The sequence below is a fragment of the Pseudomonas sp. WHRI 8519 genome (assembly GCF_040224055.2).
GTDB lineage: Bacteria > Pseudomonadota > Gammaproteobacteria > Pseudomonadales > Pseudomonadaceae > Aquipseudomonas > Aquipseudomonas putida_X.
In genome coordinates, this window is record NZ_CP167996.1 from 1,403,864 (window position 1) to 1,428,632 (window position 24,769).

23 protein-coding genes, 1 pseudogene and 1 riboswitch are annotated in these 24,769 nt (G+C 64.2%); of the genes and pseudogenes, 18 read left to right on the forward strand and 6 right to left on the reverse strand.

Going from position 1 to position 24,769, the window contains the following annotated elements; genetic code table 11:
- Nucleotides 1-86: 86 nt before the first annotated feature.
- Nucleotides 87-620, forward strand: a complete 534-nt coding sequence (locus ABRP30_RS06375) for a C40 family peptidase (RefSeq protein ID WP_267821729.1) — start codon at nt 87-89, stop codon at nt 618-620.
- 12 nt (nt 621-632) lie between these two features.
- Here ABRP30_RS06375 and ABRP30_RS06380 read toward each other — a convergent pair whose 3' ends face one another.
- Nucleotides 633-1,949 carry a sorbosone dehydrogenase family protein gene (locus tag ABRP30_RS06380; protein ID WP_267821731.1) on the reverse strand — a complete coding sequence of 439 codons (1,317 nt, stop codon included), beginning with the start codon at nt 1,947-1,949 and terminating at the stop codon, nt 633-635.
- A 192-nt stretch (nt 1,950-2,141) separates the two neighbouring features.
- A riboswitch (cobalamin riboswitch) is annotated at nt 2,142-2,362 on the forward strand.
- Nucleotides 2,363-2,479: 117 nt separating this feature from the next.
- On the opposite strand from ABRP30_RS06380, the gene cobO reads away from it, so the two are divergent.
- The 15 genes from cobO to ABRP30_RS06455 all read left to right on the forward strand — a co-directional run bounded on the left by cobO (nt 2,480) and on the right by ABRP30_RS06455 (nt 14,963).
- Nucleotides 2,480-3,091, forward strand: coding sequence for a cob(I)yrinic acid a,c-diamide adenosyltransferase (cobO, locus tag ABRP30_RS06385; RefSeq protein ID WP_267821733.1), 612 nt, complete (start codon nt 2,480-2,482; stop codon nt 3,089-3,091).
- Nucleotides 3,088-4,383 carry a cobyrinate a,c-diamide synthase gene (locus ABRP30_RS06390; protein WP_349976571.1) on the forward strand — a complete coding sequence of 432 codons (1,296 nt, stop codon included), beginning with the start codon at nt 3,088-3,090 and terminating at the stop codon, nt 4,381-4,383. Before cobO ends, ABRP30_RS06390 begins: the two co-directional genes overlap by 4 nt.
- The gene (gene bluB / locus ABRP30_RS06395) at nt 4,380-5,030 is read left to right on the forward strand and encodes a 5,6-dimethylbenzimidazole synthase (protein ID WP_241802769.1); all 651 of its coding nucleotides are present in this window, start codon (nt 4,380-4,382) and stop codon (nt 5,028-5,030) included. The genes ABRP30_RS06390 and bluB overlap by 4 nt, the downstream gene beginning before the upstream one ends.
- The gene (gene cbiB, locus ABRP30_RS06400) at nt 5,027-5,935 is read left to right on the forward strand and encodes an adenosylcobinamide-phosphate synthase CbiB (protein ID WP_349976570.1); all 909 of its coding nucleotides are present in this window, start codon (nt 5,027-5,029) and stop codon (nt 5,933-5,935) included. The genes bluB and cbiB overlap by 4 nt, the downstream gene beginning before the upstream one ends.
- A complete protein-coding gene (gene cobD, locus ABRP30_RS06405) occupies nt 5,928-6,920 on the forward strand; it encodes a threonine-phosphate decarboxylase CobD (RefSeq protein ID WP_349976569.1) in 993 nt (330 codons plus the stop codon). Before cbiB ends, cobD begins: the two co-directional genes overlap by 8 nt.
- Complete coding sequence (locus tag ABRP30_RS06410; RefSeq protein ID WP_349976568.1) at nt 6,917-8,371, forward strand: cobyric acid synthase; 1,455 nt, start codon at nt 6,917-6,919, stop codon at nt 8,369-8,371. The genes cobD and ABRP30_RS06410 overlap by 4 nt, the downstream gene beginning before the upstream one ends.
- A 1-nt stretch (nt 8,372) precedes the next feature.
- Nucleotides 8,373-8,894, forward strand: coding sequence for a bifunctional adenosylcobinamide kinase/adenosylcobinamide-phosphate guanylyltransferase (gene cobU / locus ABRP30_RS06415; protein WP_349976567.1), 522 nt, complete (start codon nt 8,373-8,375; stop codon nt 8,892-8,894).
- Complete coding sequence (gene cobT, locus ABRP30_RS06420; RefSeq protein ID WP_349976566.1) at nt 8,891-9,946, forward strand: nicotinate-nucleotide--dimethylbenzimidazole phosphoribosyltransferase; 1,056 nt, start codon at nt 8,891-8,893, stop codon at nt 9,944-9,946. Before cobU ends, cobT begins: the two co-directional genes overlap by 4 nt.
- A complete protein-coding gene (gene cobC / locus ABRP30_RS06425) occupies nt 9,943-10,512 on the forward strand; it encodes an alpha-ribazole phosphatase family protein (RefSeq protein WP_267821746.1) in 570 nt (189 codons plus the stop codon). The genes cobT and cobC overlap by 4 nt, the downstream gene beginning before the upstream one ends.
- 1 nt (nt 10,513) lies before the next feature.
- Nucleotides 10,514-11,248, forward strand: coding sequence for an adenosylcobinamide-GDP ribazoletransferase (locus ABRP30_RS06430; protein WP_267821748.1), 735 nt, complete (start codon nt 10,514-10,516; stop codon nt 11,246-11,248).
- Between the two features lie 163 nt (nt 11,249-11,411).
- Nucleotides 11,412-12,533, forward strand: a complete 1,122-nt coding sequence (locus ABRP30_RS06435; protein ID WP_267823901.1) for a glycoside hydrolase family 5 protein — start codon at nt 11,412-11,414, stop codon at nt 12,531-12,533.
- Between the two features lie 42 nt (nt 12,534-12,575).
- Nucleotides 12,576-12,980 carry a MarR family winged helix-turn-helix transcriptional regulator gene (locus ABRP30_RS06440; protein ID WP_241802778.1) on the forward strand — a complete coding sequence of 135 codons (405 nt, stop codon included), beginning with the start codon at nt 12,576-12,578 and terminating at the stop codon, nt 12,978-12,980.
- Nucleotides 12,981-13,043: 63 nt separating this feature from the next.
- Nucleotides 13,044-14,246, forward strand: coding sequence for an MFS transporter (locus ABRP30_RS06445; RefSeq protein ID WP_241802780.1), 1,203 nt, complete (start codon nt 13,044-13,046; stop codon nt 14,244-14,246).
- Complete coding sequence (locus ABRP30_RS06450; protein WP_267821751.1) at nt 14,243-14,365, forward strand: hypothetical protein; 123 nt, start codon at nt 14,243-14,245, stop codon at nt 14,363-14,365. Before ABRP30_RS06445 ends, ABRP30_RS06450 begins: the two co-directional genes overlap by 4 nt.
- A gap of 46 nt (nt 14,366-14,411) precedes the next feature.
- On the forward strand, nt 14,412-14,963 hold the full coding sequence (locus ABRP30_RS06455) for a glutathione peroxidase (RefSeq protein WP_267821753.1): 552 nt from the start codon (nt 14,412-14,414) through the stop codon (nt 14,961-14,963).
- 202 nt (nt 14,964-15,165) lie between these two features.
- On the opposite strand, the gene ABRP30_RS06460 is transcribed toward ABRP30_RS06455, so the two are convergent.
- The 3 genes from ABRP30_RS06460 to ABRP30_RS06470 all read right to left on the reverse strand — a co-directional run bounded on the left by ABRP30_RS06460 (nt 15,166) and on the right by ABRP30_RS06470 (nt 17,530).
- Entirely contained in the window at nt 15,166-16,431 is a 1,266-nt protein-coding gene (locus tag ABRP30_RS06460) for an OmpP1/FadL family transporter (protein ID WP_267821755.1), read from the reverse strand.
- A 146-nt stretch (nt 16,432-16,577) separates the two neighbouring features.
- Nucleotides 16,578-17,060: a hypothetical protein gene (locus tag ABRP30_RS06465; RefSeq protein ID WP_349976565.1), complete on the reverse strand. Its 483-nt coding sequence runs from the start codon at nt 17,058-17,060 to the stop codon at nt 16,578-16,580.
- Nucleotides 17,061-17,308: 248 nt separating this feature from the next.
- On the reverse strand, nt 17,309-17,530 hold the full coding sequence (locus ABRP30_RS06470) for a hypothetical protein (RefSeq protein ID WP_241802790.1): 222 nt from the start codon (nt 17,528-17,530) through the stop codon (nt 17,309-17,311).
- A gap of 953 nt (nt 17,531-18,483) precedes the next feature.
- On the opposite strand from ABRP30_RS06470, the pseudogene ABRP30_RS06475 reads away from it, so the two are divergent.
- Together ABRP30_RS06475 and rmuC are read left to right on the forward strand one after the other, a co-directional pair.
- Nucleotides 18,484-18,828, forward strand: a pseudogene (locus tag ABRP30_RS06475) (sel1 repeat family protein); the annotation flags it as partial.
- A 169-nt stretch (nt 18,829-18,997) separates the two neighbouring features.
- The gene (gene rmuC, locus ABRP30_RS06480; RefSeq protein WP_241803389.1) at nt 18,998-20,371 is read left to right on the forward strand and encodes a DNA recombination protein RmuC; all 1,374 of its coding nucleotides are present in this window, start codon (nt 18,998-19,000) and stop codon (nt 20,369-20,371) included.
- Here the strand turns inward: rmuC and ABRP30_RS06485 are convergent.
- Nucleotides 20,343-23,819 carry a hybrid sensor histidine kinase/response regulator gene (locus ABRP30_RS06485; protein WP_241802791.1) on the reverse strand — a complete coding sequence of 1,159 codons (3,477 nt, stop codon included), beginning with the start codon at nt 23,817-23,819 and terminating at the stop codon, nt 20,343-20,345. The two genes, rmuC and ABRP30_RS06485, sit on opposite strands and share 29 nt — an antisense overlap.
- Before the next feature lie 144 nt (nt 23,820-23,963).
- A complete protein-coding gene (locus ABRP30_RS06490; RefSeq protein ID WP_267821758.1) occupies nt 23,964-24,701 on the reverse strand; it encodes a GntR family transcriptional regulator in 738 nt (245 codons plus the stop codon).
- Between the last annotated feature and the right edge of the window lie 68 nt (nt 24,702-24,769).

Genomic DNA, 24,769 nt, shown 5'->3' on the forward strand with positions numbered 1-24,769 from the left:
GCCGTGCGCATTTACAGAATGCGTCTAATCTAAATTCTCAACACTTTTCGGTTGCAGCCCAGCGATCTCAGACAGGATGTTCTGCCATGGTGATGATGGCGCGCTTCGCACTCCTTTCCCTGGTGGCATTGCTTGCCGCCTGCTCCAGCCGTGCCCCGGCACCGGCGCCTGTGACACAGCCTCAGGTCTCGTACAGCCAACCTCCTGCTTCGCCGATTGCCAACGACGTGCTGATGCGCGCGATCGGCCTGGTGGGTACGCCGTATCGCTGGGGCGGTAACACACCCGATTCCGGTTTCGATTGCAGTGGCTTGATCAACTACGTCTACCGGGATGCGGCGGGTATCAGCCTGCCTCGCTCCACCCGAGAGATGATCGTCATGCGTGCTCCGACCGTGGATGTCCACTCCCTGCAATCGGGCGACCTGGTGTTCTTCGCCACCAGCGGTGGCTCGCAGGTCAGTCACGCCGGTATCTACGTGGGCGAAGGGCGTTTCGTGCATGCTCCGTCCACCGGTGGCACTGTACGTCTGGATTACCTGTCCAACAGTTACTGGTCCAAAGCCTACCTGCAGGCAAAACGGGTGATCACTCAAGGGCATCTGGCGCATAACCCTTGATCGCGCAAGGCGCTACGGCGCCTTGCTTACCCGCCACACCACGTTGCCCACATCGTCTGCCACCAGCACGCCGCCGCGATGGTCGTTGACCACGCCTACCGGTCGCCCCATGGCGTTGCCATCGCCATCCAGAAAGCCGCTGAGCAGGTCGATCGGTTTGCCGACAGGTTTGCCAGCCGTGTCGAATGGCACGAAGATCACCTTGTAGCCACTGTGCGGTTGGCGATTCCAGGAGCCATGCTGGCCCACGAAAGCACCCTGGTCGAACGGTGCAGGCAGCGCACCGGGCTCTGCAAACGCCAACCCCAGTGATGCGGTATGGGGCCCCACGGCATAGTCCGGCACAAGTGCCTGCGCGACTTTTTGCGGGTTCGGCGGCACGACCCGCTCATCGACGTGCTGGCCGTAATAGCTGTAGGGCCAACCATAAAAGCCGCCATCTTTCACCGATGTGATGTAGTCGGGCACCAGGTCACTGCCGATCTCGTCACGCTCGTTGACTGCCGTCCACAAGGCACCAGTACGCGGCTCCCAGGCCAGGCCGTTGGGGTTGCGCAGCCCAGAGGCAAAGATCCGGTGCGCGCCGCTGGCCGCATCGACCTCCCAGATCGCAGCGCGTCCCTGTTCCTGTTCCATGCCGTTCTCACCGACATTGCTGTTGGAGCCGACTGTCACATACAGCTTCTTGCCATCGGCACTGGCAATGACGTTCTTGGTCCAGTGATGGTTCAGGGGCCCCGCTGGCAACTCGATGACCTGCTCCGGCGGTTCGCGAAGCTGCAGAGCCCCCGAGGTGTAGCGAAAGCGCAGCAGCCTGTCGGTATCGGCGACATAGAAATCCTGGCCGATCAGTGCCATGCCAAACGGCGAATTGAGCCCGTCGATGAAGGTCGTGCGGGTGTCGGCAACGCCGTCATGGTCGGCATCGCGCAGCAAGGTGATGCGGTTGGCGCTGGGCACCGCGGCACCGGCGCGCTTCATCGCCCTGTCCATGGCCCAGCCACGCAGGCCCTTGCCATCATCAGGCCTGGGCGGGGCATTGGTCTCTGCCACCAGCACATCACCGTTGGGCAGTACATGAAGCCAACGCGGGTGGTCGAGGTTGTCGGCGAAGGCTTTCACCTGTGTGCCTGCTGCCGCCTTGGGTTTTCCACCCGTTGGCCAGCCGATGGCGGGCGCGATATTGACGGTGGGTATCAACGTCTTTTTCGGTGGGGGCAGCTGTACAGACGGGCCGCTGCCCTCACTGACCTCCAGCATGGCCCTCTCGGTGCAGCCCGCCAGGCAAGCGCCCAGTACCCAAGGAAAGACAACACGCATGTGTTTCATGTCTGCACCCCTGTGACGATGCTCTTGAAGATTCAGAGCCGGGAGAACGGCCAGTGGTTCAGCTGAGCACTTCCCGGTCGTAGCGGCCGATCCGCTCGCAGCGATCCATGAGCAATCGATCATGCGCCTTTATCGGCATCAGATCGCTGCCAAATCACCCCCTTCGATTGACGCTCCCGGTGCAACACTCTAACCTTCGCGCGTGTTTCAGGTGCCCTGCAAGCCCGTCTGGGCAGGGTGAAACTGGGAAGCCGGTGTGCGCCTATAAGGTGCGAGTCCGGCGCTGCCCCCGCAACGGTAGGTGAGTCAAAAACCGCGCACGGCCACTGGATGCCAGTATCCGGGAAGGCGCGCGGGCCCGGGCCAACGCCCGCTCACGAGCCCGGAGACCGGCCTGTCACTGCCAACGGCATCACGGAGGGTGATGCGCGGTGCACCGTGGCGTCTGGCCACGGCCCTGCGCGCTCTCCGTCTGCCCGCCTATCGACCTGTCGCCGTGTCTTACGCGGCGACAGCCTGCGGAGACCCCCATGAGCGAAACCACCGAACGCGACGAACGTCACCTGGCGCGCATGCAGCGCAAGAAGGCGATCATCGACGAGCGCATCGCCAATTCCCCTAATGAGTGCGGCCTGCTGCTGGTGCTGACCGGCAATGGCAAGGGCAAGAGCAGTTCGGCGTTCGGCATGCTCGCACGCGCCTTGGGCCATGGCATGCAGTGTGGCGTGGTGCAGTTCATCAAGGGCCGCAACAGTACCGGCGAGGAGCTGTTCTTCCGGCGCTTCCCCGAGCAGGTGCGTTACCACGTGATGGGCGAAGGCTTCACCTGGGAAACCCAGGACCGCCAGCGCGACATTGCCGCCGCTGAGGCAGCCTGGGCGGTATCACGCCAGCTGCTGCAGGACCCGAGCGTCCAGTTCGTGGTGCTCGACGAGCTGAACATCGCCCTCAAGCACGGCTACCTCGACCTCGATCAGGTGCTTGGCGACATCCAGGCGCGCCCCCCCATGCAGCATGTGATCGTCACTGGCCGCGCGGCCAAAGCCGAAATGATCGAACTGGCCGACACCGTTACCGAGATGGGCATGCTCAAGCATGCCTTCCAGGCGGGTATCCGTGCACAGAAGGGCGTCGAACTGTGAGTCAGACGCGCCACTGCCCAGCCGTCCTGATCGCAGCACCGGCATCTGGCCAGGGCAAGACCACCGTGACCGCAGCCCTGGCCCGCCTGCACCGCAACCTTGGGCGCAAGGTCCGTGTGTTCAAATGCGGGCCTGATTTTCTCGACCCGATGATCCTCGAGCGTGCCAGCGGGGCGCCGGTGTACCAGCTCGACCTGTGGATGATCGGGGCGCAGGAAAGCCGCCGCCTGCTGTGGGACGCGGCGGGTGAGGCCGACCTTATCCTGATAGAGGGCGTGATGGGGCTGTTCGACGGCACCCCGTCCAGTGCCGACCTGGCGCGCCACTTCGGCGTGCCGGTGTTGGCGGTGATCGATGGTACGGCCATGGCCCAGACCTTTGGTGCACTGGCCCTGGGGCTGGCGCGCTACCAGCCCGACCTGCCGTTCGCTGGGGTGCTCGCCAACCGTGTCGGCAGCCTGCGCCACGCGCAGTTGCTCGAAGGCAGCCTGACCGAAGGCCTGCGCTGGTACGGCGGGTTGTCGCGCGAGCGCGGTATCGAGCTGCCCAGCCGCCACCTGGGGTTGGTGCAGGCCAGCGAGCTGAATGACCTGGATGCGCGCCTGGACGCTGCCGCCCAGGCACTGGGCAGCAGCTGCGATGCCGCATTGCCGCCGCCGGTGGCATTCGCCGCGCCGCAGGAAGTGCCCTGCACCGCCTCGCTGGCGGGTGTGCGCATTGGCGTCGCCCGGGACGCAGCGTTCGCCTTCACCTACGGCGCCAACCTCGACCTGCTGCGCAACCTGGGGGCACAGCTGGCGTTCTTCTCGCCGCTGCACGACCGCGCGTTGCCCGATGTAGACAGCCTGTACCTGCCGGGCGGCTACCCGGAGCTGTACCACCATGCGCTGGCCGCCAACGCCCCGATGTGCGCCGCGATCCGTGCGCACCACGGCGCCGGCAAGCCGTTGCTGGCCGAGTGCGGTGGCATGCTCTACCTGCTCGATGCCCTGACCGACGTAGCCGGTGAACGTGCAGCGCTGCTCGGCCTGCTGCCCGGCGAGGCGACCATGCAAAAACGCTTGGCGGCGCTGGCCCTGCAAGCTGTGGAGCTGCCCGAAGGCACTCTGCGCGGCCACACCTACCACCACTCCCTGACCAGCACCGAACTGCAGCCCATCGCGCGCGGCCTGAGCCCCAACGGCGGGCGCGGCAACGAGGCGGTCTACCGCCTTGGGCGGCTCACTGCATCCTATGTGCACTTCTATTTCCCCTCCAACCCAGAGGCGGCGGCGGCGCTGTTGCGGCCATGAGCGAGCACGCCTTCAGCGATGCCGAGCGCGCGGCCGTCTACCGGGCAATCGGCGAGCGCCGCGACATGCGCCACTTCGCCGGCGGCAGCGTTGCGCCTGACGTGCTCGGCCGCCTGCTCGGCGCGGCGCACCAGGCCCCCAGCGTTGGCCTGATGCAGCCTTGGCGGTTCATCCGCATCAGCCAGGGGGATCTGCGCGGGCGGATCCAGGCGCTGGTCGAGGAGGAGCGGGTGCGCACGGCCCAGGCCTTGGGCGAGCGCAGCGACGCCTTCATGAAGCTCAAGGTAGAAGGCATCAACGACTGCGCCGAAGTCCTGGTGGCGGCATTGATGGACAACCGCGAGCCACATATTTTCGGCCGGCGGACCTTGCCGGAAATGGACCTCGCCTCGCTCGCCTGCGCCATTCAGAACCTGTGGCTGGCGGCCCGTGCCGAAGGGCTGGGGCTGGGCTGGGTATCGTTGTTCGACCCGCAGGCATTGGCTGCGCTGCTGGGCATGCCTGCCGGCGCCAAACCGGTGGCGGTGCTGTGCCTGGGGCCTGTCACCGAGTTCTATCCGGCCCCCATGCTGGTGATGGAAAACTGGGCCCAGGAACGGCCTTTGAGCGACATGCTGTATGAGAACCACTGGGGAGAGCGCCCATGAGTGTCGCCTTGCTGACCGTGGCCGGTGTGGCCCTGGATGCATTGTTCGGCGAGCCGCAGCGGCGCCATCCGCTGGTGGCCTTCGGTAACCTGGCGTCGAGCCTGGAGCAGCGCCTGAATGCCGGTGGGCGTGGTTGGCGCAGCCACGGCGTGAGTGCCTGGTTCCTGGCCGTGGTGCCCTTGACCCTGGTGGCGCTGATCCTCTCCTGGCTGCCCTACATTGGCTGGCTGGTGGATGTGCTGGCGCTGTACTGCGCCCTGGGCCTGCGCAGCCTTGGCGAGCATGTGCTGCCGGTCGCCAGCGCCTTGCGCCAGGGTGATCTGGAGGAGGCGAGGCGCCGCGTCGGTTACCTGGTCAGCCGCGAGACCCGCGAGCTCGACGAGCCGGCCGTGGCCAGGGCCGCAACCGAATCGGTGCTGGAGAACGGCAGCGATGCCGTGTTCGCCGCGCTGTTCTGGTTCATCGTGGCCGGAGCGCCGGGCGTGGTCCTGTACCGCCTGAGCAATACGCTGGATGCCATGTGGGGCTACCGCAATGAACGCTTTGAGCGCTTCGGGTGGTGCGCGGCGCGCATCGACGATGTACTCAACTATATTCCCGCCAGGCTGGTGGCACTGACCTACGCCTTGCTCGGCAAAACCCGCCTGGCGCTGGCCTGTTGGCGCAACCAGGGCCCGTTGTGGGACAGCCCCAACGCCGGGCCGGTGATGGCGGCGGGGGCCGGTGCGCTGGGTGTCGAACTCGGTGGCCTGGCGGTGTATCACGGTGAGCGCCACGAGCGCCCGCGCCTGGGCGAAGGCCCGGTGGCCGATGCCGGTGCCATCGAGCGCGGCTGGGCCCTGGTGCAGCGTGGCGTGTGGTTGTGGTTGCTGGTGATCTGCGTGGGAGCCTACTGCAATGCTTGAACATGGCGGCCGACTGCTCAGGGCAGTGCGGCAATACGGGATTGCCCGGGAGGCCTGGCTCGATCTGTCCAGCGGTATTGCGCCGTGGGCCTACCCGGTGCCGCCGATCCCGGCGCACGCCTGGGCGCGGCTACCCGAGACCCAAGACGGCCTCGAAGAGGCGGCCCGCCAGTACTACGGTGTTGGCCAGTTGTTGCCGGTAGCGGGCTCGCAAGCGGCGATCCAGGCCCTTCCGCATCTGCGCCCGAGCGGTCGTGTCGGGGTGCTGTCGCCGTGCTATGCCGAGCATCCACAGGCCTGGCGACGCGCCGGGCATCACGTGATCGAACTGGATGAAAGCGAGGCCCAGGCGTGCCTGGACAGCCTCGATGTGCTGGTGCTGGTCAACCCGAACAACCCCACCGGCCACCGCGTGCCGCGCGATCGCCTGCTGGCATGGCATGCCCGCTTGGCCGAGCGCGGCGGCTGGTTGGTGGTGGATGAAGCCTTCATGGACAACACGCCCGAGCACAGCGTGGCCGGTTGCGCCGAACGCCCTGGGCTGATCGTGCTGCGCTCGTTCGGCAAGTTCTTCGGCCTGGCCGGTGTGCGCTTGGGCTGCGTGGCGGCCGAGCAGCCACTGTTGCGGCGCATGGCCGACCTGCTGGGCCCGTGGACCATCAGCGGCCCGACCCGGGTGCTGGCCCAGGCGTGTTTCGCCGACCTGGCAGCGCACCCGCTGCAGATCGAGCGTTGTGCCCGTGCCAGCCAACGGCTTGCCCAGCTACTGGAAAACACCGGCCTGGCCCCCGCAGGTGGTTGCGACCTGTTCCAGTACGTACGCTACGAGCGCGCAGCGCACCTGCATGACTTTCTGGCCCGCCGCGGCATCCTGGTGCGCCTGTTCGAACAGCCACCTGCCGTGCGCCTGGGCCTGCCCGCCTGCGCTGCTGAAGAGCAGCGGCTGGCCCAGGCCCTGGCCGATTATCAGAAGGAAATGGCATGACCACCCTCATGGTGCAAGGCACCACCTCCGACGCCGGCAAGAGCACGCTGGTGACCGCCCTGTGCCGGTGGCTGCTGCGCCAGGGGGTGGCCGTGGTGCCGTTCAAGCCGCAGAACATGGCACTCAACAGTGCCGTGACTGCCGATGGCGGTGAGATCGGCCGCGCCCAGGCGGTGCAGGCCCAGGCTTGCCGCCTGGCGCCGCACACCGACATGAACCCGGTGCTGCTCAAGCCCAACAGTGACACCGGCGCCCAGGTCATCATCCATGGCCGCGCGGTCACCAGCATGAATGCGGTGGCCTATCACGACTACAAGGCCATCGCCATGCAGGCGGTACTGGCGTCCCACCAGCGCCTCAGCGGCCAGTACCCGGTGGTGATGGTCGAAGGTGCAGGTTCGCCTGCCGAGATCAACCTGCGTGCGGGTGACATCGCCAACATGGGGTTCGCCGAAGCGGTCGACTGCCCGGTGATTCTGGTTGCCGACATCAATCGCGGCGGCGTTTTCGCCCACCTGGTCGGTACCCTGGAACTGCTGTCGCCGACCGAGCAGGCCCGGGTCAAGGGCTTCGTCATCAACCGTTTCCGTGGCGACATCGCCCTGCTGCAGCCGGGCCTGGACTGGCTGGAGCAGCGCACGGGCAAGCCGGTGCTGGGTGTGCTGCCGTATGTCACCGACCTGCACCTGGAGGCCGAAGACGGCATCGATGTACGCCAGGCGGCCAAGGATGAGCGCGTGCTCAAGGTGATCGTGCCGGTGCTGCCGCGCATCAGCAACCACACCGACTTCGACCCATTGCGCCTGCATCCCCAGGTGGACCTGCAGTTCATCGGCCCTGGCCAGCCGATTCCGCCTGCCGACCTGATCATCCTGCCTGGCTCCAAAAGCGTGCGTGGCGATCTGGCGCAACTGCGCGCGCGCGGTTGGGATACCGCCATCGCCCGCCATCTGCGCTACGGCGGCAAGCTCATCGGTATCTGTGGCGGCCTGCAGATGCTGGGCCGTGAGGTGCATGATCCGCTTGGCCTCGAGGGGCCTGCCGGGTCCAGCCCGGGGCTGGGCCTGCTCGATTACGCCACGGTGCTTGAGGCCGAGAAGCAGCTGCGCAACGTAGCCGGGGCCTTGCACCTCGAACAGTCGCCTGTGGCCGGTTACGAGATCCATGCCGGCGTCACCCAAGGCCCCGCGCTGGAGCGCCCCGCCGTGCAACTGGCCGATGGCCGCAGCGACGGAGCCATCAGCGCGGACGGGCAGATCCTCGCCACCTACCTGCATGGCCTGTTCGAGGGCAGCCAGTCGTGCGCAGCGCTGCTGCGTTGGGCGGGCCTGGCGGACGTGCAGCAGATCGATTACCAGGCCCTGCGCGAACGGGATATCGAACGCCTGGCCGACCTGGTGGAAAAGCACCTGGACACCGCGCAACTGCGCAAACTTTGTGGGCTCGCCTGACATGCGCAACCTGATCCTCGGCGGTGCCCGTTCGGGCAAAAGCCGCCTGGCCGAACAACTGGCAGTCGACAGCGGCCTGCCGGTGACCTATATCGCCACCAGCGAACCCCTCGATGGCGAAATGAACGAACGGGTACGCCTGCACCGCCAGCGCCGGCCAAGCGATTGGGCACTGATCGAAGAGCCGCTGGCCCTGGCTGCCGCGCTGCGCGCCGAAGCGGGCGAAGGGCGCTGCCTGCTGGTGGACTGCCTGACCCTGTGGCTGACCAATCTGTTGATGCTCGACGACGATCAGCGCCTGGCCCAAGAGCGCGATGCACTGCTCGACTGCCTGGAGCAATTGCCCGGCGTGATCATTCTGGTCAGCAATGAAACCGGCCTGGGTGTAGTGCCCATGGGCGAGCTGACCCGGCGTTATGTCGACCAGGCCGGCTGGCTGCACCAGGCCGTCGCCGAACGTTGCCAGCGGGTGGTACTCACCGTCGCTGGCCTGCCCCTTATGCTTAAAGGACCTGCTTTATGAATTCGACCTGGTGGCTTGATGCCTGCCAACCTCTGGACACCGCCGCCATGGATCAGGCCCGCGCCCGTCAGCAGCAGCTGACCAAACCTGCCGGGTCGCTCGGCCAGCTGGAACACCTGGCTGTGCACCTGGCCGGGCTGCAGGGGGTTGAGCGACCGAGCCTGGATCAGGTCGCCATCACCCTCTTTGCCGGTGACCATGGCGTGGTCGAGGAGGGGATTTCGGCCTATCCGCAGGCGGTCACCGGGCAGATGTTGCGCAACTTCGTCGCCGGCGGCGCAGCGATCAGCGTGCTGGCGCGCCAACTGCAGGCCAGCCTGGACGTGGTCGACCTCGGCACCATCGACCCGAACCTGCAATTGCCTGGTGTTCGCCACCTGTGCCTGGGTGCCGGCACCGCCAACTTCGCCCGCCAGCCGGCGATGACCGAGGTGCAACTGCGGGCGGCCCTGCAAGCCGGCCGTGACAGCGCCCTGCGCGCAGCCCAGAACGGCGCGCAGCTGTTCATCGGTGGCGAGATGGGCATTGGCAATACCACGGCTGCTGCAGCGCTGGCCAGCACCCTGCTGGGCTGCCCGGCGCGCGAACTCAGTGGCCCAGGCACTGGCCTGGACAGCGCAGGGGTCCGCCACAAGGCTGAGGTGATAGAGCGCGCTTTGGTGCTGCACGGCCTGCGTGCCGACGACCCGCTGCAGGCGCTGGCCTGTGTGGGTGGTTTTGAGATCGCCGCCCTGGCCGGCGCCTACCTGGCCTGTGCACAGCAGGGCATAGCGGTGTTGGTGGACGGCTTCATCTGCAGCGTCGCCGCGCTGGTAGCCGTGCGCCTGAACCCACACTGCCGGGCCTGGCTGCTGTTTGCCCACCAAGGTGCCGAGCCTGGGCACAAGGCGTTGCTCGAGGCCCTGCAGGCCGAGCCGCTGCTGGCCCTGGGGCTGCGCCTGGGCGAGGGCAGCGGTGCGGCGCTGGCGGTGCCACTGTTGCGCATGGCCTGCGTGCTGCATGGGCAGATGGCGACCTTTGCCGAAGCAGCCGTGGCGGACCGGCCGGCATGATGCTGCACTTGTTGCGCCACGGTGAAACCGAACAGGGTGGCGGTTTGCGTGGCAGCCTGGACGATGCCCTCACCGAACTGGGCTGGGCGCAGATGCGCAGTGCCGTGGAGGATCGCGCCCCTTGGCAAGTAGTGGTCAGCTCACCCTTGCAGCGTTGTGCGCGGTTTGCCGATGAGCTGGGTGAACGGCTGGGTTTGACGGTGCAGCGCGAAGCCGATCTGCAAGAGCTGCACTTCGGTGAGTGGGAAGGGCGCAGCGCCCTGCAGATCATGCAGACGCAAGCGGATGAGCTGGGACGTTTCTGGGCCGATCCTTACAGCTATACGCCGCCCGGCGGTGAGGCCGTCAGTGCGTTCGCCCAGCGGGTGCTGGGGGCTGTCGCCCGCTTGCATCAGCAGCATGCCGGCAAGCAGGTGTTGTTGGTCACCCACGGTGGCGTCATGCGCCTGCTGCTGGCGCGTGCGCGCGGTTTGCCCAAGGAGCAGTTGCTGCAGGTCGAAGTGGGCCACGGCGCGCTTGTACGTCTTAGCCTGGGCGGAGACGGCCAATTGACCGAGGTGCACTGAAATGCTGCCTTTTTGGATTGCCCTGCAGTTTCTCAGCAGCCTGCCGGTACGCTTGCCCGGTATGCCTGAACCGCGTGAGGTGGGGCGCTCGCTGCTGTGCTATCCGCTGGTCGGATTGCTGTTCGGGCTGTTGCTGTGGCTTGCCAGCCATCTGTTGCAAGGCGCGCCGGCACCTTTGCACGCGGCGTTGCTGTTGGCCCTATGGGTATTGCTCAGTGGTGCGCTGCACCTGGACGGCCTGGCAGACAGCGCTGATGCGTGGCTGGGTGGGTTCGGCGATCGCGAGCGCACGCTCAAGATCATGAAGGACCCGCGCAGCGGGCCGATTGCCGTGGTCACCCTGGTGCTGGTGTTGTTGCTGAAGTTCTGTGCGCTGTGGGTGCTTGTCGAGCGGGGTGCGGGTGCACTGCTGGTGCTGGCACCTGTGATTGGGCGGGCAGCGATGCTGGGGCTGTTCCTGGGCACGCCATACGTGCGCCCTGGCGGGCTTGGGCAAGCGCTGGCCGAGCACCTGCCGCGTCGCACGGCGCGCTGGGTGCTGGTGGGCAGTTTGCTGTTCTGCCTGCTGCTGGGGGGCTGGAGTGCGCTGTGGGTGGGCCTGCTGGCGTTCGCGGTGTTCTGCTGGTTACGACAGCTGATGTGCCAGCGCTTGGGCGGGACCACTGGCGATACCGCGGGGGCAGTGCTGGAGTTGCTGGAGCTGGCCGTGGTGCTGGGGCTCGCTTTGGGGATGTAGCTGCACCTGCCAGGTGCAATGCCCGGCAATACATCAGCAAATGCTTCGTGGGTCGGAAAGGGTATCCTCGGTTTTTTCAATTGGCCAAGGAGGCCTCATGTGGCATTGGATCCTTGCCAGCTTGTTCATCTTTGCCCTGCCACCGGCCCTTGCCGCCGACCTCATGGGTTTCTGGAGCACCCCGCGCCACGGCGGTAACAGCTTCAACCGCCTGCCACCCGATCAGGCTTACTTCGACGCTTTGCGCGGTTATGGCGCCACCTGGGTGCGGTTGTCCTATGACAAATGGCAACCTGCGCAGCGCGACTTTCTGTTGGGTAGCGCCGACCATTACCGGGGCTTGGCCGAAACGGACCTCAAAACACTGCGTGAAACACTTGATCGTGCGCATGAGGCTGGCCTGAAGGTCGTGATTGCCCCACTTTCGCTGCCGGGCATGCGCTGGTCGCAAAACAACCAGGGCCAGTTCGATGACCGCCTGTGGCAAGACAAGCAGTACTGGGCCCAGGCGGCCGATTTCTGGCGTGACCTGGCGCGCGAGCTCAAGGGCCACCCGGCCATCGCTGCCTACAACCTGATCAACGAACCTGCACCGGAGCGTGAGGGCGGCCTTGCCGAGCATGCGCCCGAGCGGCACATGCAGCAGTGGTATGCGCGCGAAAAGGGCGGTACACGTGATCTGCCCGGCTTTTACCGGCAACTGCTGCTGGCGATCCGTGAGGTGGATACGCTCATGCCAGTCATGCTCGACGCTGGTTGGTATGCAGCAGCCGATGCTTTGAGCTACTGGCCCGAGCCGCTCAAGGATCAGCGGGTGCTGTACAGCATTCACATGTACGAGCCCTATGCCGCCACCAGCGCGCCAAACATGGCGCGCAAAAAACCGTATGCCTATCCAGGGCCGGTACCCTTTGCCGGGCAAACCTGGCACTGGGATGGCAAACGGGTAGAGCAGTACCTTGAGCAGCCGCTGGCGTGGATGGCGGCCAACAACGTGCCGCGTGAGCGCCTGGTCGTTGGCGAGTTCGGTTGCATGCGCCGCTTGCCGGGCTGCAGGCAGTACCTTGAAGACGTGCTCAGCGTGCTTGATCGCAACCAGTTGCACTGGGCCTTCTACAGCTTCCGTGAGGACAGCTGGGATGGCATGGACTATGAGCTGGGTTCGGCCAAGGTGCCCTGGCGCTATTGGCAAGCCATCGATAACGGGGCACCGGACCCGCTGGCGCGCAGCGCTACCGAAGCATTCGAGCCGATCCGCCGACGTTTGAGCCCGCAGCAGCGCTGAAACTTCTTGCAACATGCCAAACGCGGGTATATACACGTAACCATGTTGACCAGTGAATGCATCTGCACCCACCTGCGTCGTGCCGCCCGTGGGGTGAGCCGGCATTACGACGAAGCCCTCGAAGGTTTCGGCATCAACGTCGCCCAATTTTCCCTATTGCGCCACCTGCAGCGGCTCGACCGGCCGAGTATCACCACCCTGGCTGAAGCCATGGGCCTGGAGCGCAGCACCCTTGGCCGCAACCTGAGGGTGCTGGAAGCCGAAGGCTTGGTAGCTTTGGCTGAGGGGGATGACCAGCGCAACCGTGTCGTGCTGTTGACTGACGCGGGGGCGAGCCGCTTGCAAGCGGCCTACCCAGCATGGGAGCTGGCGCAGCAAGTACTGGTGCAGCGATTGGGTGAGGGGCAGCGCGACCAGTTGGTGCGTTTGCTGGCAGAACTGGCTTGAGCCAATTTGACTTAAAGCGGGTATATACCCGCATAACCTTGTGATGTGCTGGAGATAACGACAATGACTTCGGTTTGGCGAACCAGCGGGTGGGTACTGGTGGGGGCTGCGTTGATCCTGGCATTGTCCCTGGGTGTGCGGCACGGCTTCGGCTTGTTCCTGGCGCCGATGAGCGCAGATTTTGGCTGGGGCCGTGAAGTTTTCGCGTTCGCCATTGCCCTGCAGAACCTGATCTGGGGTTTGGCGCAGCCGTTTGCCGGTGCGTTGGCAGACCGCCTGGGCGCAGCGCGGGTGGTCATCATCGGCGGCATCTTGTATACCGCGGGCCTGCTGCTGATGAGTACGGCCGACTCGGCCTGGTCGCTGTCACTCAGTGCCGGCCTGCTGATTGGTATCGGCCTGTCCGGCACCTCGTTCTCGGTCATTCTTGGCGTGGTTGGCCGGGCGGTGCCGGCTGAGAAGCGCAGCATGGCCATGGGCATTGCCAGCGCGGCAGGCTCGTTCGGCCAGTTTGCCATGCTGCCCGGTACGCTGGGCCTTATCGAATGGCTGGGCTGGTCGGCAGCGCTGCTGGTGCTCGGCCTGCTGGTGGCATTGATCGTGCCCTTTGTCGGGCTGCTGCGTGACCGCCCGTTGCCTGCCCTCGGTGGCGAACAAACGCTGGGCCAGGCGTTGCGTGAAGCCTGCTCGCATTCGGGTTTCTGGCTGCTGGCGCTGGGCTTTTTTGTCTGCGGCTTCCAGGTGGTATTCATTGGCGTGCACTTGCCGGCCTATCTGGTTGACCAGCACCTGGCGGCAACCACCGGTACCACCGTGCTGGCGCTGGTCGGGCTGTTCAACATCGTCGGCACCTACACGGCGGGCTGGTTGGGTGGGCGCATGTCCAAGCCGCGCCTGCTCACGGCGTTGTACCTGTTGCGCGCGGTGGTGATCGTGCTGTTCCTCTGGGCACCCGTGACCCAGTTCAGCGCCTACCTCTTCGGCATTGCCATGGGCTTGCTGTGGCTTTCGACCGTGCCCTTGACCAATGGCACCGTTGCCACGGTATTCGGCGTGCGTAACCTGTCGATGCTGGGCGGCATCGTCTTCCTGTTCCATCAGTTGGGTGCCTTCCTCGGTGGCTGGCTGGGGGGGGTGGTGTATGACCGTACCGGTAATTACGACCTGGTCTGGCAGATCTCCATTCTGCTCAGCCTGCTGGCAGCCGCACTCAACTGGCCGGTGAGTGAACGCCCGGTCGCCCGCCTGCAGGCTCAGGCGGCATGAACCGCTACCTGGCCCGCGCGTTGCTCGCCGTGGGGGCGGCACTGCTGCTGGTGCTGGCGTGGTGGGGCTGGCATCGGGGCGGCATGGCCCTCATGCAACTGGGCGTAGGTGTGTGTTAAGCGCTACCCTGCAAGTTCGAGGGTCGTCTTGCAGAGGAGTGTTTCGATGCGTGCATATGGGTTGATGATGCCGTTGCTGGTCATGTTCGCTGCCGGTTCTGCCTGGGCGGCGGATTGCCCGGCATTGTTGCAGGGCAGCTTGCCGGAGTTGCGTGGCAAGGGTGAGGTCGACCTTTGCCAGCGTTTTGCCGGTAAGCCTCTGGTGGTGATCAACACGGCCAGTTATTGCGGGTTTGCGCCGCAGTTCGAGGGGCTTGAGAGTGTCTACAAGAAATATCACGAGCAAGGCTTGGAGATGCTTGGCGTGCCGTCCAACGATTTCAAGCAGGAAGACGCCGACAGCGAGAAGACCGCCAAGGTCTGTTATGCCAACTATGGCGTGACGTTCACCATGACCAAGACCCAGGCGGTGCGCGGCAAGGATGCGATCCCGCTGTTCGTGGGGCTGGCGGAGCAGAGCAGTGCTCCGAAGTGGAATTTCTACAAGTACGTGATTGATCGCAGGGGCAAGGTGATTGCCAACTTCTCCAGCCTGACCAAACCGGATGATGCTGAGTTCACGGCGGCGATCGAGAAGGCGATTGCATCGCAGCCCTAACCCCGCGCTCTTGTTTTGCCTTTTTCGCTTGGGGTTTGCAGCCCATCGCCGGCAAGCTGGCCCTTACAGGTACAACACAGAACCTAAAGCACTGCGCGGTCCCTGTGAGCGCCGGCGTGCCAGCGATGGGCTGCGTAGCAGCCCTGATATCGCGGACTGACTGGCGTCAGCCACACGGGCTGCTTTTACACAGCCGTGCGGATCAGAAACGGTAGGTGAGGGAGGCACCTACACCGTGAGCGCTGTTCTCGTACTTGGCCTGGTAGCTGCCTTTGGTGGCGCTGACCTGGTTGACCTTGGTGTCCTCTTCCCACAGGTAGGAGTAGGCCACGTCGATGGTCATGTCGTCGTTCGGGCTCCAGCCCGCACCCAGGCTGAACACCTTGCGGTCGCCAGTCGGGATGCGCGGTGAACGGTCGTGGTTGTTGGTTGGCGATTGGTCGACGGTAAAGCCGGTGCGCAGCACCCACTCCTTGTTCACCTTGTAGGACGCGCCAATGGCGTGGGCCCAGGTGTCGTGCCAGTTCTGCTCTTCGCTGATGGTCTCAAACGCCGAACCTGCAAGCGGTGCCGGCACATCGTTCTGCACGGTGATGTCTTTGAGGCGGCTCCAACGGGTCCAGGTGCTGCCCGCGTAGAGGGTCCATTGGTCGTCGAGTTCGTGGGTGACCGAAAGATCCACCGATTCCGGTGTCTTGATCTTGAGGCTGGCGTCGAACTTGTCGCCATTGAAAGGCCCGATCAGCGGAGTGCTCACACGGGTCTTGCCTTCGAGCTTGTAGTCGACCATGGAGTGGTAGGTCAGGCCGACACGAGTACGGTCGGTGGCCTGCACCAGGATACCGATGTTGTAACCGACAGCGGTATCGTCGCCCTTGATCTTCACTTCACCGTCATTGCTGCCCGGCGTGAACGGGTTGATCAGGCTTGAGCCCAACTCGCCCTTGATGCGGTTGATGGTCGGGCCGAAACCGATCGACACCTTATCGTTGAAGGCGTAGCTGACGGTTGGCTGGAAGGTGATGACTTCGACGTGGCTCTTTTTACCCCAATAGCGCGCGGCATCGTCGCTACCGTAGTCGGTGACCAGGCCAAACGGTACATAGACGCCGAAACCGACGCTCCAGTGATCGTCGAGGGGTTTGACGTAGTAGCCCATCGGTACGCCGACCACAGGCACCATGTCACCGTCGGTTTCCCCCCCGAGGTTGCTTCCAGGGCCCGAGATATCGGTTTTGGCAATGACGGCAGCGCCGCCCACGGTGAATTGTTCGCGCTTGAGGCGTGACATGCCTGCCGGGTTGCCAAACACAGTACTGGCATCTTCGGCAGAAGAAGAACGTCCCGCGAAACCTGTCCCCATGCTGCTGATGCTCTGTTCGTTGAGGGCAAAGCCGGCAGCGAACAGATGGCTGGAGGCGAAAGCCACGGCCAAGCCGAGGGAGGTTTTGAGCATTACTTTTTTCATTATTAGAAACTCCTTGGGATCTCCGGGGCGAAAAGCTACCAACAATTCACGCGCCGCGCCATAGCCTGTATCGCAGGAGATAGAGCGGTTTTGTAGGACAATCCGACCAAAATTCCATTTTTTCCGGTAGTGCTGTAGGGCGTTTCCTAAGATGCCTGTGGCAATTTCTGAGTAATACACAGATGCCAGGCCTGCGTGAAGTCGCGCAGACGGCCCTGGGGGTTAAAGATCTGACGCCAGATTCGCGCCTGGCCTAGCAGGTCGTCGACGGCAGGCAGGGGCGTGGCTTGCGCTTCGATGAGCATCCAGGCGATGGCGGTGGAGTAGCGCAGGTTGACTGCAAGCTCCAGGTGCGGGCCACCCAGAAACGCATGTTGGCTCGCCAGGCCGCGGACCAGGCTGGCCAGCTCAGGGTCACGGGCGAGAAAATCGTCCCAGACCGCGCGGTGGCGATGCTCGCCGATACGGTAAAGCCCGTGGCCACGGCGATCATGCAGCGCCGACCCGAGTGCCGACTGGCTGGCCGCGATGCCCAGCAAAAGGGCTTCGGCACTGGCACAATGACGATTGAGGTAGACCAAGGTTGGTCGAATCACATACTGACACAATTCATTCGCCGCAATACCCATGATGCCCTCGAGCAGTAAGGGGCCGACGGGCGTGGGAGCTTGGCAGCTGGTGAATGATCAGGCCCGCCGGAAGCGGCAAGGACCGCTCGAGTTGAAGTGTAGTGTGATAATCGTGGTGTAAAGGGCTGTTTTTAAATCGATTGCTGCCTGTCGTTCGGCGCTATATACCTTGCGGCAATTAGGCCAAGAACGATCAGGTAGCTTACCGTGTGCGTCATTCAGCGACTGAATGCCACGGTATTCGCCGCTCACGCAGTGAGCGACTGGCGCGTCCGGGCAATGACGGCTTGCAGCGGTTCCGAGCGGCTGTACTGTTCGGGGTACAGGCGTTCGGTGTGGCAGGCAACGCCGTGCTCGTCCACCAGGGTGAAGCTGAAGTTGCCCTTGCGTGGGGCGGTGATAAGGCACTTCAACGGCGAGAAGGCCTGGGAGAGGGTGCCAATGGCAGCCTGAATTTGTTGAGTTTGCATATTGTTGGATGTTCCTGCTTTAAACACGGGGATTATGATCCGTGCATGATAGAAACGTTCCAGTGACGCCTTTATTAAGGGACGAACGAACCTGACTGGAACAGGGCAGCCAGAGGGGGCGCAATCATAAGGTGGGCGCTTGGGCTGACTGGTAGGTACTTCAGAGGGCAGGCAGCATGCCGGGGCCAAGGTTCTAGGCCATCGGTATGGAATCCTGATCAATCTGTCACGTGATTCGTGCTGAACAGCGCAAGGCTGGAGAGTGAATCATCGAAAGGGCCGGTCCTGGTTTCAGCAGTGGTGCTCTTGGGGGGAGCAGGCCTGCAAGGACGCTTCTGGCCAGAATTGACTTTCAGCTTGGTACTAACGAGGCGCACCTTACCGCAAGCTCAGAAGCTTTGCAAGCATTGCCACGTTTCTTCGGGTAAGCCGGGTAGTATGGCGCTTCTTTTGCGTTGTGTGAAGAGGGGGCAAATGGCCCATAACCGGCCGGATGTACCAATTTCGTGCATTCAAATGCAGGTTTTCGGTGCACTTGTTCACATTCCGGGCGTGACTTGTAACAGCTTGGCAACACCCCCCATCGACCCTGCCAATGCCTTGACTGATGCCTTAAGTCAATGAAAAAAAACACTATTTTTTACTGGTGAAAAAATCGTCAGTTTGACTGAAAGCCCCGGTTCACGCGGGTTTGCGGGGTGGTTTGGGGGGTTGTCCACCGAGTTATCCACAGGAACTGTGGATTGTCCCGAGCGCTTGCTCTAGGACGGGAGTGCCAGCAAATTACAGAACTGTCCGACAGTTATCAGTCAGTTGCAGATCCGCCGGTCATCCACGTGGGAACGTCAAGAAACGATCATCGAGAATTTTTTCCAGGCGTTGAAAATCGTCGGGCCACGGCAAGAAAAAAAGGGTAGAGTGGCGCGCTTTTCAAATTGCCTTCTCTGTTCGTCATGAAATTTCGCGGTAGATCCTCCACCGAACCCGCTGTTACGCCATCAGCCCCTTCGTCCAGACGTTTTTCCCTGAAAGTGGCCCTTTGGCTGTTGGACAACCCGCGCCTGGGCGAAAAGCCTCAGGTCAAGCATCTGGCCGGGCGCCTGCTCAAGCAGCCGGCTCGGGAGGGCGTGGTGGTTGCCCAGAGCCGATTGGGGCAGATGCTTTGCCGCGACTGCGGCAACGCGCGTGACAGGCGTATTGGGCACGAATTGCTGCGCCAGGCGGCGCGCGCCGGCGACCGCCGGGCGCAACTGGAATATGCGCGGCTGTGCCAGGCCAACGCGCCAGAGCAGGCGCAGAAACGGACTGACTGTTAAGCTGCAGCTCATTTGCGACAGACTGTTCGGGGTAAGCATGGCAGTGGATCTGACCAGCATCGTGCTGGGCTTGGTGGCAGGCGCCTTGCCTTGCCTGGTGTGGGTCATGCAGGTGCAGCGCCGTCAGGCTGCCGGCCAAGGCGAGCGGGCCTTGCTCGAAGAACGCCTCAATGGGGCCCTGCTGGCCCAGGCAGGCCTGCAAGCACAACTGGATGCCAGCCGTGACGAGGTGAGCGACCTCAGCGAAGCCAACACGCTCAAGCAGGCCCAACTGGCCGCCCAGGGCCGTGAACTCGAGCTGCTGCAGATTGACCGCGACAATGCCCGTGACGCTGCCCACGCCTGGCACCTGGAGCGCGCCAACCGGGAAGCCGAACTGCGTCGCCTGGAGGCCCAGGCAGCGCGCCTGGAAGCGGAGCTGCGTGAGCAGCAGGACAGCCACCAGCAGCGCCTGGAAGACCTGCAGGAAGCCCGCGATACCCTTCGCGCGCAGTTCGCCGACCTGGCCACGAAAATCTTCGACGAACGCGAGCAGCGTTTCGCGCAGACCAGCCAGCAGCACTTGGGCCAGTTGCTTGACCCGCTCAAGGAGCGCATCCAGGCCTTCGAAAAGCGTGTCGAGGAGAGCTACCAACAAGAAGCCCGTGAACGCTTTTCCCTGGGCAAGGAACTGGAGCGCCTGCAGCAACTCAACCTGCGCCTGTCCGACGAAGCCACCAACCTCACCCAGGCGCTCAAGGGCCAGAAAACCCAAGGCAACTGGGGTGAGCTGATTCTCGAGCGCGTGCTCGAGCATGCCGGCCTGGAAAAGGGCCGCGAGTACCAGACCCAGGTCAGCCTCAAGAGCGCCGACGGTGAGCGCTTCCAGCCAGACGTACTGATCATGCTGCCCGGTGACAAGCAGGTGGTGGTCGATGCCAAGGTCAGCCTCACGGCCTACCAGCAGTTTGTCAGCAGCAATGATGAGAGCGCGCTCAAACAGCACGTACAGTCGCTGCGCAGCCACGTCAAAGGGCTGTCGAGCAAGGACTACAGCCGCCTGGACGGCTTGCACAGCCTGGATTTCGTGTTGTTGTTCGTGCCCATCGAGGCCGCGTTTTCGGCAGCCCTGCAGGCCGAGCCGAACCTGTTCCAGGAGGCCTTCGACCGGCAGATCGTGATCGTCAGCCCGACCACCTTGCTCGCCACTCTGCGGGTCATCGACAGCCTGTGGAAGCAAGAACGCCAAGGGCAGAACGCCCGCGAGATCGCCGAACGCGCCGGTTGGCTGTATGACAAGTTCGTGCTGTTCATCCAGGACCTGGACGAGCTGGGCAATCGCCTGCAGCAGGTCGACAAGGCCTATGCCGCTGCGCGCAACAAACTCTGTGAAGGGCGTGGCAACCTGGTCAGCCGCAGCGAGCAGCTCAAGCTGCTCGGCGCCCGTGCCAGCAAAAGCCTGCCGGCCGATTTGCTGGAGCGGGCACTGACGGATGAAACGCTGGCGGACCAGGCGGTTACTGAACCAGGCTCAGATGGCGATTGAGCAGCGCGCGCAAGGCCGCAGGCTTGACCGGCTTGGCCAGGTAATCAAGGCCTGCGGCATGCACCGTGGCCAAGGTTTCCTTGCTGCCGTCGGCGCTGATCACCACCCCAGGCACCGGCTCGCCCAGGCGCGCGCGTAGCCAGCCCATCAGCCCGGTTCCGGTTTCGCCGTCATCCAGGTGATAGTCCACCAGCGCCAGGTGCGGGCGCATGCCCTGCGCCAGCAACGCCTCGCAATCGGCGCGGTTGCGCGCCGTCCATACCTGGCAGCCCCAGCGGCTGAGCAGGCTGTTCATGCCGATCAGAATGCTGTCTTCGTTGTCGATGCACAGCACCTGCAGCCCGGCTAGCGGTTGGCTGGCTTGCTCCACCGGGGCGCTCGGCGCGGCCGCTGCCTGGCGGGCGATCGGTACATTGACGCGGAACACCGTGCCTTTGCCAGGCCAGGAACGCACTTGCAGCGTGTGGCCGAGCACCCGGCACAGGCCATCGGCAATCGCCAGCCCCAGCCCCAGGCCCTTTTCGGCGCGGGTCTGGTGGCTGTCCAGGCGCTTGAACTCCTGGAAGATCACCTGCAGCTTGTCGTCGGCGATGCCCGGGCCGCGGTCCCAGACCTCCAGCCACAGCCGTTCGCCCTGGCGCCGGGCGCCCAGCAGGATCGGGCTCTTGCCATAACGCAGGGCATTGGTCAGGAAGTTCTGCAGCACCCGGCGCAGCAGTTTCATGTCACTGTCGATTCGCAGGCGGCTACCGCGCAGGCGGAACTCCAGCCCCTTTTCGGCGGCCAGGACCTTGAACTCGGCACCCAGCGTATCGAACAGCTCATTCAGGGCAAAAGGCTTGGCGTCTGGGGTGATCTTGCCGTTTTCCAGGCGCGAGATATCCAGCAGGTCGCTGATCAGCTCTTCGGCTGAACGCAGCGAGCTGTCCATGTGCTGCACCAACTGTTGGGCTTCCTCGTTCATGCCCCCGGCCTGCTGCGACAAGGCGGCGGAGAACAAGCGCGCGGCGTTGAGCGGCTGCATCAGGTCATGGCTGACCGCCGCCAGGAAGCGGGTCTTGGACTTGCTGACCGCCTCGGCCTGGCTTTTGGCCTCCGACAGCGCCTGGTTGAGTTGCGACAGCTCGTGGGTGCGTTCGGCCACCCGCTGTTCAAGGCGCTCGTTGGCGTCGCGCAACGCCTGTTCGGCCTCGCGGAACGGGGTGATATCGGTGAAGCTCATGACGAAGCCGCCCCCGGGCATCGGGTTGCCGATCAGTTCGATCACCCGGCCATTGGGGAACAGCCGCTCGGACGAATGCGCGCGGCCTTGGCGCATCCAGTGCAGGCGCCGGGCCACATGCACCTGCGCCTCTCCCGGGCCGCACAGGCCGCGTTCGGCGTTGTAGCGGATGATGTCGGCGATAGGCCGGCCGACGCTGATCAATCCGTCGGGGTAGTTGAACAGCTCCAGGTAGCGGCGGTTCCAGGCCACCAGGTGCAGGTTCTGGTCGACCACACTGATGCCCTGGTTGATGTTCTCGATGGCGCCTTGCAGCAGGGCGCGGTTGAACTGCAGCACTTCGCTGGCTTCATCGGCGATGCGCACCACGTCTTCAAGCTGCATGTCGCGGCCTTCGATGGCCGCCTTGACCACGGCGCGGGTCGAGGAGCTGCCAAGCACCCCGGCGAGCAGGCGCTCGGTGTGTTCGATCCAGTCGCCGTCAGCGTTCTGGTTGGGATTGAAGCCTTTGCCCTGGCGATAAGCAAAGCGGATGAAGCTTTGCCGGGCACGCTCCTCACCGACAAAGCGTGAGGCCAGCGTCAGCAGGTCATCGATCTGCACCGCCAGCAGCGGTTTGCCGTTGGGGCGGGCACTGGTCTGCTGGCCAATGAAACGCCCCGCCTGCCAATGCTCCGACACGCGCGTGCGCGACAGCATCGAGACCCAGGCGAACAACGTGAAGTTGCCCGCCAGTGACAGCACTACCCCCTGTGTGAGCGGCGTGATCGGCAGGCCCAGCGGGTTGCCGTGCAGCCACGCCAGGCCCGGGAACAGCTGCAGCGACCAGCCCAGGCTGTGGGCGGTGATTGGCAGCACCAGGGTGTAGAACCACAGGAAGATACCTGCAGCGAGGCCGGCGAACACGCCACGGCGGTTGGCTTGCTTCCAGTACAGCGCACCGAGCATGGCCGGGGTGAGTTGGGTCACGGCGGCGAAGGCGATCTGGCCGATGGTTGCAAGGCTTGCCGTAGAGCCAAGCAGGCGATAGCTGACATAGGCCAGCAGCAGGATGACCACGATGGTCACCCGGCGCACCGACAGCATCCAGTGGCGGAACACCTCGAAGGGCCGTTCGGCGTTGTTGCGGCGCAACAGCCACGGCAGCAGCATGTCATTGGACACCATGGTCGACAACGCCACGGCCTCGACGATGACCATGCCGGTGGCGGCCGAGGCACCGCCGATGAAGGCCAGCAGAGCCAGGCTCGGGTGCGCTTCGGCCAACGGCAGGCTGATCACGAAGGAGTCGGAAATCACCGTGCCTGGCAGCAGCATTTGCCCGGCCAGGGCAATGGGCACCACGAACAACGCGGCCAAGGCCAGGTACATCGGGAACACCCAGCGCGCCAGGCGCATGTCCTGCGGCTCGATGTTCTCCACCACGGTGACGTGGAACTGCCGGGGCAGGCAGATGATCGCCATCATCGCCACGGCGGTCTGCACCACCATCGAGGGCCAGTTGATCGTCTCCTGCCAGTAGCTGTCCAGCAGCACCGACTGGCGCGCCTGGGTGAACAGGTCGTCAAACCCGTCGTACAGGTTGAACACCACGAACACGCCCACGGCGAGGAAGGCCAGCAGCTTGATCAGGGACTCGAACGCGATGGCCAGGACCATGCCGCGGTGGTGTTCGGTGACGTCGAGGCTGCGCGTGCCAAAGACGATGGCGAACAACGCCAATACCAGCGACACCACCAGCGCGGTGTCCTGCACACGGGTGCCGGTGGCGTCGGCATTCGCGCCGATCAGCAGGTTGACACCGAGCACGATGCCCTTGAGCTGCAAGGCGATGTAGGGCAGCACCCCGACCAGGCAGATCAGCGCCACCACCACGGCCAGGGTCTGCGACTTGCCGTAGCGGGCCGCGATGAAGTCGGCGATCGAGGTGATGTTCTGCTGCTTGCTGATCAGCACCATCTTCTGCAGCACCCAGGGCGCGAAGATCAGCAGCAGGATCGGGCCCAGGTAGATTGGCAGGAAGGCCCACAGCTGCTCGGCCGCCTGGCCGACCGCACCGAAGAAGGTCCAGCTGGTGCAGTACACCGCCAGTGACAGGCTGTACACCCAGGCGCGCAGCCGCGGCGGCAATGGTGTGCTGCGGCGGTCGCCGTAGAAGGCGATGGCGAACATGACGGCCATGTAGGCCAGGGCGACCAGAGCGATCAGCCCGCTGGACAACGACATGAAGACTCCGGAGCAAAAAAAGTAACGCGATCCCGATCAGTCAGTCTGGCACGCAGGCGGGGGTTCGTCAGCGCCGACGATGGTCGCAGTGGCGCGTCGTCGCAGGCGCTGGCACATCGAGCTGCGCCAGTGCCTGCCATCGCTTCAGGAAATATCGATCTGGTAGCGGAAGCCTTCGGCTGCTGCCTGGGACACGCGGTACTCCAGCGGGCTGCGATCGTAACCCAGTGCCGTGCGCTGGATGACCACCACGGGCGCACCTTCCTTGATTGCCAGGTGGCCGGCACTGGCTGCATCGGCTGTACCCACGGTCAGTGTTTCCTTGGCAGAGGCGACGCACTGGCCACAGCTGGACTCGTAGAAGGGGTAGAGCAGGTCGCCGAAGGCCTCTGTGTCAATATCCAGCAGGGCCATGAAACGCTTGGCCGGTAGCCAGATCTGCTCATGGAACAGCGGGCGGCCGTCCACCAGGCGCAGGCGCTCTAGCCAGATGACCTGTTCTGCATCGCCCAGGCCAAGGGCTGCGCTGACTTGCTCCGGTGGCTCGCGCAGCTGCTTGTCCAGTATGCGGCTGATCGGCACCAGCCGCTGGCCGGTCGAATCCACCTGTCGGAAAAACCGCACCAGTGATCCCTCGAAGTCAGGGCGCCGGACGAAGGTGCCGCGGCCCTGGCTGCGCAACAGCAGGCCTTCATTGACCAAGGTGTCGACCGCCTTGCGCACTGTGCCGATGGCGACACCGTAGAGGCGGGTCAGCTCCGTTTCAGTAGGGATCGTTCCCCCGGGTAGCCATTGCCCGGCGGCGATCCTGGCGAGGATTTCTTCCCGTACTTGCTGATAAAGCGGTAGGCGCGGGTCTTGTCCGAGAATCCCGTTACTCATTATGCGAAGGGTCCATGGCTGACGAGTTGGCACTACTTTACCACCCGGGGCTTGATTGACAGAGTCGG